The organism is Bifidobacterium santillanense, assembly GCF_018555385.1.
Lineage (GTDB): Bacteria > Actinomycetota > Actinomycetes > Actinomycetales > Bifidobacteriaceae > Bifidobacterium > Bifidobacterium santillanense.
On the sequence record NZ_JAFEJS010000005.1, the window covers coordinates 49,486 to 61,224 of the forward strand.

An 11,739-nucleotide genomic window follows, 5' to 3' on the forward strand; every position below is an offset into this window, starting at 1 on the left:
CGATAAACTATAAATTGTTTTCGTCAAAGGAGATATAAATGAAGCGTGCAGTACTAAGTGTATTGTTATGTGCATGTCTTGCTGTGGCCGGATGTCCTTCGGCATCTGCGAAGGAATCAGTTCATAATCCAGATATTGCCGAAACGGCATCTTTGCGGTATGGGGAAAGCAATAAGACCACGTTGCTTGCAACGGAAACAAAATCAATTGTAGTTACTCCTGGAGGGCAACCATCCGGTGGGTATAAACTTCCCTCCGGCGGTTCTATTAATGTTCGTCCAGAGAGTGGCTCTAACATTTCAGTAAGTGTTGCGGCTACATGGGGCCCTGTCAGAATCACTACTACTATAGGATATACTGGAGCTGGTGTGTCATCGATTTCTATACCTGTGCCGAGCGCTAATTACTATTACAAAGCTAAGCTTCGCAAATATTACAAACTGAGTCATGTAAAAATTGACTATTATGAATATGGTGTTCTTAAGTACACCACTTATACAACGCAGCAGACGTATTTGCGTACTGAAGGATTTGCTCAGCGAGTTTAGCTCGTGTAGCGTTGTTGTGTTGCGTTCATTGCAAAAGTTGTGGACGCGGCACAATCCGCGAAAGCAATGAGGTAGTTATGTGGACAAACGACAACGAAGTCGCTTGCAGTAAGCGGTCGAAACGAGATTTTTCCCGGCGCCCCTCCTGGTGGGGGCTGGTCGTCGCGGTGGTCGCGCTGGCGGCTTTGGTGGGCGGCGCCTACGTGTGGCAGACTCGCACCGAGATCGACGGCGCCTCGATCGAACGGGAGGTGGGCTCGTTCGGCAGGGACACGACCGTCGCCCAATTGCATGAACGGGGGTATCTGACGGCTGGGCAGGCCGAGTCGACCAAGGCCGTGCCCGCCTTCCTGCAGGATGTCGAGCGCAATCGCCAATCCGTGCTGCGACTCGTCGAACCCGCTTCGGATGATTCGTACGACGTGCGTGTGCGCGTGCTGATGTTCGACCCGTATCAGGAGAACATCGAGCGGGTGACGGTCGACGGAGAGGTCGTCACCGTGCACCACAGTTCCGCTCCGGGGCAGATTCGCGAGTGGACGTTCGACGTCACGGCCCAACGCTGGGTCGTGCAGGACAAGCGGTTCTCCCGCACGGTCCGCGTCGGAGAGAAGAACGGTGCGACCGTGGTGACACTGATCAACATCCCGTACGCCTACCAGACGATTGATGCGCACTGGCGGGAGGCCAACGAATCGCTGACGTATCCGGACGCGGTACGACGCCGTCCGGACGGATCGGCGTCTCGTCCGGACGGACTCTTGATTTCGTCGGCTTCGTCACTTATGGTGGTGTGCCGACACGGGAGCTGCCTCGAGGCGGCTGAGAGGGGGTCTGAAGGGGCCCCGACCGATGGGACGTGCCCGGGCAATGCCGCGCACGGAATTGTCGCTCTTACTTCACCCCGTGCCTTGATTGAGAGAGGAAAGGCACAATCATGGCCGAAACCGTCGCCAAAGCCAACTACAAGTGGCGCGTCGTCGATATCGTCGTCGCCGCCATCATCGCCGTCGCATCCGGCGTCATCTTCTGGGGCTGGGACATCGTCTGCGCCGCCCCGCTGGCCCTGTTCGAGGCCGTCACCCCGGGCTTCGAGGGTCTGCTGAACGGCTTCTGGCTGTTCGCCGGCCCGCTCGCCGCGATCATCGTGCGCAAGCCGGGCGCCGCCCTGTTCGCCGAGACGCTCGCCGCGTTCCTCGAGCTCACGCTGGGCAACCAGTGGGGCGTCGGCGGCTCGCTCATCGTCGGCATCGTCCAGGGCCTGTTCGCCGAGCTCGGCTTCGCGGTCCTCGCATGGAAGAAGTGGAACATCGGCACCACGCTCCTGTCCGGCGCGCTGGCCGGCGTGGGCTGCTGGCTGTACTACTGGATCACCAACCCGGGCTGGAACATGCTGCGCGTGAGCTGGTACCTCATCGGCTCCATCATCTCCGGCCTGGTCATCGCGGGCCTCGTCGTGTGGTTCCTGCACAAGGCGATCGCCGCCACCGGCGCGCTCGACCGCTTCCCGTCCGGCCGTAGCCAGGCGCGCGTCTGATGCGCATCACCCCCGCCGGCGTCGAAGCGAAGGGATGGGGCTGGCGTCACACCACACGCAAGGACTTCGCGCTGCGTGACATCGATCTGACCATCCACCCCGGGGAGCACGTGCTGCTCCTCGGCGCTTCCGGCGCCGGCAAGAGCACGTTCATGGCCGGACTGGCCGGCGTGCTCGGCGGGTCCGACGAGGGCGAGCAGGAGGGCACCCTGACCGTCGACGGCGTGGACGCGTCCGTCGCGCGCGGCAGGGTCGGCCTGGTCCTGCAGGACCCGGACTCGCAGATCATCCTCGAACGCGTGGGCGACGACGCGGCCTTCGGCTGCGAGAACCTCGGCGTCCCGCGCGAGGAGACGTGGCGCCGCGTGCGCGAGTCGCTCGATCTGGTCGGTCTGCCCGACATCGAGCTCGACCGCTCCACGCGGCACCTGTCCGGCGGGCAGCGCCAGCGCCTCGCGCTGGCCGGCGTGCTCGCCATGCAGCCGGGCCTGCTGCTGCTCGACGAACCGACCGCGAACCTCGACCCGGAGGGCGTCACCGAGGTGCACGACGCGGTCCGTCACGTGCTCGAACGCACCGGCCAGACGATGGTCGTCGTCGAGCACCACATCGACGTGTGGATCGACCTGATCGACCGCGTGGTCGTCATCGGCCGCCCCGATCCGGATTCGCCCGTCGGCGGCGTCATCGCCGACGGAGCCCCGGACGAGGTGTTCGGGAGATTCGGCGACCTGCTCGCCAAAGGCGGCGCCTGGGTGCCCGGGCGGCCGATCCCGGACCGCGGGCCCGGCCGCCACGGCGACGTCAGGCTCGTCGCCATCGACGAGACGGCGGACGGCGGCGATTCCGATGCCGCCGCGTCCGGTGTCTCCGGTGCCGATTCCCGCAAGCCGGCCCTCGTCACCGAGGACCTGAGCTTCGGCCGCGGCACCGCGCTCGGTTCGCACATCGATCTTGCATTCTTCTCCGGCGAGGTCACGGCCCTGATGGGGCCGAACGGCGCCGGCAAATCCACGCTCGCGCTGACCCTGGCGGGTCTCCTGCCGCCGATCGCCGGCCATGTGCGCGTGCGCGGCGACATCGCCGGGGGAGCCCGGGGCGACGAGCCGAACCATTGGAAGAGCCGCGAGCTCCTCGGGCGCATCGGCATGGTCTTCCAGGAGCCGGAGCACCAGTTCGCGGCGCCGATCGTGCGCGACGAGGTCGCCATCGGCCCGAAGTCGCGCGGCGCGAGCGAGGACGAGGCGTACGCCATCGCCGACCGCATGCTCGAGCGCATGAACCTGTCGCGCTTCGCCCAGACCAACCCGTACACGCTTTCCGGCGGCGAGAAGCGGCGCCTGTCCGTCGCCTCGATGCTGGCCGGCGCGCCGAGGATCCTCGTCATGGACGAGCCGACCTTCGGCCAGGACTACACCACATGGACCGAGATGGTCGACCTCATCGCCGCCGTGCGCGACCTGGGCTCGGCCGTCATCGTCGTCACGCACGACGAGCCGCTCGTCGAGGCGCTCCACGCCCGGCGCATCATGTTCGATTTCGCGAGGGAGGACTCGTCGCGATGAGCGATTCGATCACCGTTTCGGTCAGGCCGGCCGATTCCGCCGGGGCGGGGGAGACGTCCGGGACCTCCGGGTCCACCGACCGTGCCGCGCGGAAGATGCGCATCCCGGACCGGACCCCGTCCGACGTCGTCCTCGTCACCCCGCCCGACGCGCGCAAGGAGCCCGCGCGCCCGGCCTCGCCGTCGTGGTTCATCGCCAAGGTGAACCCGGTGGCGCGCATCATCGGCGCGCTCGTCATGTGCATCCCGATGTTCGTCAGCCTCGACGTGGTCTCCGCGTCCGTCGCGCTCGGCGTCGAATACGTACTGCTGTGGATCGCCGGCATCAACCCGATCCGCGTGTGCCGCAGCACGTGGCCGGTGTGGATCGCCGCGACCGGCGGCTTCATCTCCGTGCTCCTGTACGGCCGCACGTCCGGCGAGATCCTGTTCACCGCCGGATGGATCGTCGTCTCGCAGGGTTCCGTCTATCTCGCGTGCGCCACGTTCCTGCGCGTCGCCGCGATCGCCGTGCCCGGCGTGATCCTCGCGCTCGGCCTCGACCCGACCGACCTGGCCGACGGTCTCGTGCAGATCCTGCACCTGTCGCCCCGGTTCGTCTACGGCGGCCTCGCCGGCATGCGCATGTTCACGCTGCTGCAGGACGACTGGCGCGCGCTCGGCCTCTCGCGCCGCTCGCGCGGACTCGGCGACGGCAACGCGATCGTCCGTGCCCTGTCGCAGGCGTTCGGTCTGCTGGTCCTGTCCATCCGCCGCGCCACCAAGCTCGCCACCGCGATGGAGGCGCGCGGCTTCGGCGGCGACACCCCGCGCAGCCAGGCGCGCGTCTCGAGCCTGCATCCGGTCGACTGGGTGTTCCTCGCGATCAGCGCCGCCATCCCGGCCGTCGCCATCGCCGCGGCCGTCGCCACCGGCTACTGGCACTTCTCCTTCCAGGGCGCCTGACGTCCCGATCCACGGCCCGCACGATGCCCTCGTGCGGGCCGTTCGTCATTTTCGCATCCATCCGGCGAGGGTACGGCCTTGCATGGCCTGTGACTGCACCCGTGCGCATGGGGGATGCGCCCCGTCCACAACGCTGTTGACTTGCGCGAGGCAGCCCGTGCCCATGTGCTTGGGGATATGCCGCCTACGAGTGCGTTCCGCACGGCTGTGGTCTCCCGCGCTCGTGCGCCTATGGGGTGCGCAGCCCCGACACGTAGGTTCGACGGCTCATGGTCTATGGTTCGTCCCATTTTCATGCCTCGAAGCGGGACGAATCATAGACCCATGTCATCCGAAACCTACATGTCGGGACATTCCTTTTCCAGTGCCCCGATCTCTGCGATGTGTGCTGATGTGGTAGAATATGCCACACCAGCACACATCGTGTGGCCGAGTGTCAATGAATAAGGAGATTCGCCATGACCGCGACGACGGCAGCCCCCGCCAAGACGACGGAGTCCAAGGCCATCAGGGCCGACAAGCGCATCATCGCCCAGGCGTCGGAGGTGGCCGAGGAGTACGGGCTCACCCTCGCCTCCGCCACGCGCGCGTTCTGGACGCAGATGGCCCGCACCCGCAGCATCCCGCTCACCTTCGAGTCGGAACGGCCCAACGAGGAGAGCCGCGAGGCCATCCGCGAGACCGAGGAGATCATCAGGAACGGCCGGGCTCACGACTTCAAGACGGCTGATGATATGTTCGCCAGTCTGGGAATCTGATCATGTTGGAACCTGAATACACGCCCAGATTCGACAGGGATATCAAGCGTCTGCGGAAGAAGCGCATCGATACGGCGCCATTGCGTCGGGTGGTCGGGCTCATCCTCGACAACACCGTCGAATCCATCGAGGAGCTGAAGCGCCGCCACAACATGCGCACGCTGTCGGGCGAATGGCGCGGCTCCAACGAATGCCACGTCGCCAACGTCGGCGACTGGCTGCTCATTTGGTGCACCACCGACGACCTGGCCATCTTCCAGCGCACCGGCACCCACGACGAGCTCTTCGGCTGATCGCACGTGCGGCATCGTCGGTTCCGCCCGATAGCCGTATCGTGAGGTGGCGGGCCGGTGTGCGGTGGCGCGAATCCTTGGTATGAGCGCGAATTGATGCAGATGCGTGCATGTGTGCCGGTACGTGATGGTACTTAATCGAGAAAAGCCGTGTTTCGTCGTTTCGTACCACGGATCCGTGGTACTCAAGCGTCATTTGCCTGATTTCTGCGCTGGGTACCACGGCCATCGCGAATATCCAGTCCCGCATGGTTTTGACGTGCTGTCAAAACGTTGGAAAATCAGCGATTTGACGATGCGTCAAAACGTGTTATGAGGTCGATGTCGTGAAAGGCGTGGTACTCAGCGTCAAAATCGGGCGAATTGCGCTTGGGTACCACGGATTCGCGGTACAGAAACCGCAGCAAGGGCTTTCCTGACACTATGTACCGCGAACAGACCCGTGTGATGCGTATGTCTGCGTGACGTACGCATCTGCATCATGATGTTCGCGTTCACATGGCATGTTCCGCGTGACGCGTGGGCTCATGTGATGTGCGTGCCCGCATCCATGGTGTGCGCGGTTGCACGGTGCGGTGCCGCGCGACACGCCGGATTGGTGCTTCGGGATGATCGGCGATATATTTGGAGCGTTCCAATGGAGCGCTCCAAAACAGGAGGTGATTGCGATGGCGCAACCGAAGGCACCGGCGCGGGGAAGGGTTCCCGGCATCCGCCGGGTCACCGTCGAACATCGCTCCGGCGACGTGCTGGGCATCGGCACCGGAACGCCGAGACTCAGCTGGACGTACGACGAGGACGTGGCGCTGCCGGACGGCGCCGAGGTCGTCATCCGCGCGAATCGCGAGATGCCGGGCGAGGCTCCGGTCGTCGAGGAAACCCGCGTCCCCGCCTGTGAGAACATCCTGCACGCATGGCCGTTCGAACCGGCGCGGACGCACGAGCAGGTGACGGTGACCGTGTGCCCCGTGACTGACGACGATACCGCCACCGCGAGCGTCCGCTTCGAACCGGGCATCCTGCATCACTGGCAGTGGCGCGGGGCCATGGTCGGGCCGGCATGGCCCGAGCCGTGGAGCGACGGCCGCCACGCCCCGCTGATCCGCGGCGACGCGCGCATCGAATGCGAACCGGTCGCGGCGCGCCTGTACGTGAGCGCCTACGGTCTGTTCGAGCCGTGGATCAACGGCGCACGCGTCGGCGAGGACGTGCTCGCGCCCGGATGGGTGGACTACGACGACCGCCTGCCGTACCTCACCTACGACGTCACGCCGTACCTGCGCCGGGGCGACAACGCGTTCGGCTTCCGGCTGGCGGACGGATGGTACCGCGGCCGATACGGCTACGCCGGCGGCGTCGTGAACTACTACGGCGACCGGCTCGGCGTCTATGCGCAGATCGACGTCATGTTCGCTGACGGCTCCGTCCAACAGATCGTCTCGAACGCCTACGACGGCGCCTGGAAGGCCAGGAAGGGCCCCATCGTGCGCAGCGGCCTGTACGAGGGCGAGCGCTTCGACGCCCGGCTGGACGACCCGCGGTGGTGTGATCCGTCCCGGCCCATGGACGATTCCTGGAGCCCGGTCACCGAGCTGCCCCTGAACCAGCTCAAACTCACGGCCCTGGAGCAGAACCCGATCCGTCTCGTCGGACTTCATCGCCCCGTCGACATCCGCAAGAGAGATGACGGCTCGTTCATCGTGGACTTCGGCTTCAACTGCAGCCAGCGCATCCGCATGTCCGTCCCGCCGGCGCAGCCGGGGACGGTCATCACGATCAGGCACGCGGAGGTGCTCGACGGGCACGGGAACCTCGCCCTGCGCCCCCTGCGCCGCGAGGACATCCAGACCGACGAATACGTGTCCGACGGCCGCGCCGCCCAATGGGAGCCGACGTTCACCATGCACGGCTTCCGGTACGCCGAGATCAGCGGCTGGCCCGCGCCCGAACTCTCGCCGGACGACCTCACGGCGTGCGCGTACACCACGGACATGGAGCGCCGCGGCTGGTTCTCCTGCTCCGACGAGGACCTCAACCTCCTGCACGGCAACATCATCCGGTCGATGCGCTCCAACTTCCTCTCGGTGCCGATGGACTGCCCGCAGCGCGACGAACGGCTCGGCTGGACCGGCGACATCGCGATGTTCTCGCCCGTCGCCCTGCGTCTCGCCGGCGCCGGCGACTTCCTCTCCGACTGGCTCGGCAACCTCGACGGCGAGATCGCACGGTACGGCACCGTGCCGCCGTTCGTCCCCTTCATCACGATTCCCGACTGGCGCAAGGCCGACGCGATCGCCGTGTGGGGCGACAGCGCCGTGCTGGTCCCGTGGGCGATCTACCGGGAGGAGGGCGACGCGCTCCGGCTGGCCCGCCACTATCCCGTCGCCCGCGCATGGATGGACGACGTGGCGCGCCGGCTCGACCCCGACGGCGTATGGCGCCGGGAGCCCGACCAGGTCTGCGGCCAGTTCGGCGACTGGCTCGACCCCACCGCCCCGCCCGACCACCCCGAGCAGGCGATGACCGAGAAGCCCCTGGTCGCGACCGCGTTCGCCGCGCACTCGGCCGAACTGGTCGCGCGCATGGCCCGCATCCTCGGCCGCGACGACGACGCGACGGCGTACGCGGCGCTGGCGGACCGTATCCGCAAAGGATTCGCCGCGGCGTTCACCCGCGGCGACGGCGTCATGACCTCCGACACGGAATGCGCCTACACGCTGGCCGTCGTCTTCGGCCTGCGCCGCGACGACCCCGCATGGACGGCCACGGCAGGCGACCGCCTCGCACGGCTCGTGGAGCAAGGCGGATGCCACGTCGGCACCGGATTCGCCGGCACGCCGTACCTGCTGCGGGCGCTCGCCGACTGCGGCCACCGCGACACCGCGTTCCGCGTGCTCACCTGCCGCACCTGCCCCTCATGGCTCTACCAGGTGGCCATGGGCGCCACCACCACATGGGAGCGGTGGGACTCCATCCGCCCCGACGGCAGCATCAACCCCGGCGGCATGACCTCGTTCAACCACTACTGGCTGGGCGTCGTCGCCGAATGGATGCACGACGAGCTCGGCGGCCTGAAACCCTTGGAGCCCGGGTGGAACGCGTTCGCCGTGGACCCGCATCCCGGCGGTGGCGTCACCGGGGCGCACGTCGCGCACGAGGGCCCCCACGGGCGGATCGATCTTCGATGGGACCTACGCGAAGGGAGGTTGCACATGTCCTTCAACGTCCCCACGGGCTCCAGAGCCCTGGTGAACGCGGGCGGACGGAACGACTGGGTCGGGCCCGGACGATACGACATCACCGTCTGAGACCCGCACGCCACGCGTCGGATGTCCCCTCCGGGAGGTCCGGCGCGGCGAACGACATACGGCGTGCGCACATGTCGATGCGCACGACAATGAACACAAGACACGAGATACAAAGGAGTATTGAGATGATCAGCACACGACAGGGAGTCCGCCTCGTGGCCGCGGCGGCGGCCGCGGTGATGGCGGCGGCGCCGCTCGCGGCATGCGGGAACTCGCAGTCCTCGGCCGGAAACGACGACCAGGGCGAGATCCTGGTGTGGTCGTGGGAATCCGCGGTCAAGAAGATGGCCAAGGGCTTCGAGAAGGAGAACCCGGGCGTCACGGTCAAAGTCGTCAACGCCGGCTCGTCCGACGAGGAGTACTCGGCGCTGAACAACGCGCTGGCCGCGGGCTCCGGCACCCCGGACATCGTGCAGCTCAACTACGACGCCATCACCCAGTTCGTGCTCTCCGACGCGCTCGAGGACCTCGACCAGTTCGGCGCGGCCTCGATCATGAACAAGTTCACGGACAGCGCCAAGGCCGGCGTGACGGTCAACGGCAAGGTCTACTCGATGCCCGGCGGCATGGGCCCGCTGGCCATGTTCTACAACAAGGAGATCTTCGACAAGGCCGGCGTGACCGAGCCGCCGAAGACCTGGGACGAGTTCTACGAGGCCGCCAAGAAGATCCACGCCCTCGGCGACGACTACTACATCACCGCCGACAGCGGCTCCGAGGCCGGCAACGCGATGAGCATGATGTGGTCCGCCGGAGCCCAGCCCTTCGGCGTCGGGGAGTCCTCCGTGAAGATCGACCTGACCGGCGACAAGGGCACGCAGCGCTACATCGGCTTCTGGCAGAAGATGATCGACGAGCACCTGATCGACACCAAGACCTCGTGGTGGACCGACGAATGGTACCGCGCGCTCGCCGACGGCAAGAACGCCGCGGTGCTCGCCGGCGGGTGGATGCCGATCACGCTCAAGAGCAGCGTCGGCTCGGCGTCCGGCAAGTTCCGCGTCGCACTCGCCCCCAAGGGCGACGGATCGTCCACGAACTCCGAATCCGGCGGCGGCGGATACTCGATCGTCAAGGGCTCGCGCAACGCGAAGCTGGCCTACAGGTTCCTCCAGTACATCGGATACGGCGGCGGCCATAAGATCCAGGTCGACATGGGCGCCTTCCCCGCGGTGCTCAGCACCCTCGACGACCCCGACTGGCTCGGCAAGACCGACGACTACTTCGGCGGACAGAAGATCAACGAGGTGCTCGCCGAGGCCGAGAAGTCGGTGACCGCCGGATTCCCGTTCCTGCCGTACCAGGCATACGCCAACAAGGTCTACTCCGACACCGTCGGCAAGGCCTACGCCGGCGGCACGACGCTCGAGCAGGGCTTCTCCCAGTGGCAGGACAAGCTCGTCGCGTACGGCAAGGAGCAGGGCTTCACCGTGAAATAGCGTCGGCGCGCGGAACCGCTCCTCACGGCCGTGCACCGCAACGATCGTGCGCGGCGCGTCCACACTCCTCCGGATGCGCCGCGCACCACAACAACCACAACCCGAGGGCCCTTCCCGCAAGGAAAGGGCCCTCGCTCCCGTTCGGATATGGGTATAGTGATGTGGCAGCGGCGGACGGGGACGTCGATGTCCGCGGCCGTCATGTGATTGATTGAGAGGCGGATGACATGGGACGTGTGACCATCATGGACGTCGCCCACCGGGCCGGCGTATCGCGGGGCACGGTATCGAACTACCTCAACCACCCGGAGAAGCTCTCGGCGGCGAAGCGCGAGGCCATAGCGGCGGCCGTCGCGCAGCTGGGGTTCGTGCCCAACCGCAACGCCAGCATCCTAGCGGGCGGGGCGAACTCGGCCATAGGCCTCGTCGTGACCGGCTACGGCCATGCGAGCACCACCGGCATCGCGGCGGGGGCGCAGCGCGTGGCGCGCGCGAACGACCTCGACCTGTTCGTCGCCGGCACGGACAACGACGGCGTGCTCACCGACCGCTACCTCGACTACTTCCAGGGCAGTCAGATGGTCGGCATGCTGATCGTGCCGTATCCGAGCTCCACGTGGACGCCGCACTACCGGCTGTCCATCCCCACGGTCGTCGTGGACTATCTGGGCGACGGCTCACGGCTGTGCAGCGTGGCGGCCGACAACCGCAAGATCGGACGGCTCGCGGCACGTCACATGATCGAATCCGGCCGCCGGCGCATCATGGTGGTCGCGCCCGCCGAGGACATCCAATCCGCCCATGAGCGGTGCCTGGGCATCCGCGAGGTCACCGGGGAGGACCCGCGGGTGCGGGTGGAATGGACGCAGGTCGCCGACTGCAACGCCGAATCCGACGGCGTGGCCGTGGGCGGCGTAATCGCCCGTCGCGATCCGGAGCGCCGCCCGGACGCCGTGATCGCCATCACCGACGCCACCGCGGTGGGCGTCATCGAGGGACTGCTGGCCGCCGGCGTCGACGTGCCGGGACAGGTGGCGGTCATGGGCTGCGAGGGCAATCCGCTGACCTGGGACGGGCCGATGCCGCTGACCACCGTCGCCCCGCAGTGGGACGGCATGGGGGCGGCCGCGGCCGAGCTGCTGCTCGGCGAGCTGCGCGACGCCGGCCACAGGCACCGCGCGAAGGTCGTCGACTCGCGTCTGCTCGTCCGGGAGAGCACGGTGGGCCGTACCGCCGGGCTCAAAGCGATGGGTCTGGCCTGATTTCGACCGGACGCTTCCTGCATTCGGCGTTCCATCGCCGGTTCGGCGGATTGACCGTGACCGATCGGCATCCGATGGAACGGTT

9 protein-coding genes are annotated in these 11,739 nt (G+C 66.6%); all 9 read left to right on the top strand.

Features of this window, described 5'->3' with window-relative positions; translation table 11 throughout:
- Positions 1-38: 38 nt before the first annotated feature.
- The 9 genes from JS528_RS05910 to JS528_RS05950 all read left to right on the top strand — a co-directional run bounded on the left by JS528_RS05910 (position 39) and on the right by JS528_RS05950 (position 11,654).
- Positions 39-548, top strand: coding sequence for a hypothetical protein (locus tag JS528_RS05910; protein WP_214358170.1), 510 nt, complete (start codon positions 39-41; stop codon positions 546-548).
- A 937-nt stretch (positions 549-1,485) separates the two neighbouring features.
- Positions 1,486-2,085: an ECF transporter S component gene (locus tag JS528_RS05915; protein WP_214358171.1), complete on the top strand. Its 600-nt coding sequence runs from the start codon at positions 1,486-1,488 to the stop codon at positions 2,083-2,085.
- A complete protein-coding gene (locus JS528_RS05920) occupies positions 2,085-3,650 on the top strand; it encodes an ABC transporter ATP-binding protein (RefSeq protein ID WP_214358172.1) in 1,566 nt (521 codons plus the stop codon). The genes JS528_RS05915 and JS528_RS05920 overlap by 1 nt, the downstream gene beginning before the upstream one ends.
- Positions 3,651-3,745: 95 nt before the next feature.
- The gene (locus tag JS528_RS05925) at positions 3,746-4,594 is read left to right on the top strand and encodes an energy-coupling factor transporter transmembrane component T family protein (RefSeq protein ID WP_214358286.1); all 849 of its coding nucleotides are present in this window, start codon (positions 3,746-3,748) and stop codon (positions 4,592-4,594) included.
- A gap of 458 nt (positions 4,595-5,052) precedes the next feature.
- The gene (locus tag JS528_RS05930) at positions 5,053-5,352 is read left to right on the top strand and encodes a type II toxin-antitoxin system RelB/DinJ family antitoxin (RefSeq protein ID WP_214358173.1); all 300 of its coding nucleotides are present in this window, start codon (positions 5,053-5,055) and stop codon (positions 5,350-5,352) included.
- Positions 5,353-5,354: 2 nt separating this feature from the next.
- On the top strand, positions 5,355-5,645 hold the full coding sequence (locus JS528_RS05935; RefSeq protein WP_214358174.1) for a type II toxin-antitoxin system RelE/ParE family toxin: 291 nt from the start codon (positions 5,355-5,357) through the stop codon (positions 5,643-5,645).
- Between the two features lie 668 nt (positions 5,646-6,313).
- Entirely contained in the window at positions 6,314-8,953 is a 2,640-nt protein-coding gene (locus JS528_RS05940) for an alpha-L-rhamnosidase (RefSeq protein ID WP_214358175.1), read from the top strand.
- 125 nt (positions 8,954-9,078) lie between these two features.
- Entirely contained in the window at positions 9,079-10,392 is a 1,314-nt protein-coding gene (locus tag JS528_RS05945) for an ABC transporter substrate-binding protein (RefSeq protein ID WP_214358176.1), read from the top strand.
- A 227-nt stretch (positions 10,393-10,619) separates the two neighbouring features.
- Positions 10,620-11,654 (top strand): LacI family DNA-binding transcriptional regulator, encoded by a 1,035-nt coding sequence (locus JS528_RS05950; RefSeq protein WP_214358177.1) that lies wholly within the window; start codon positions 10,620-10,622, stop codon positions 11,652-11,654.
- Positions 11,655-11,739: the final 85 nt, after the last annotated feature.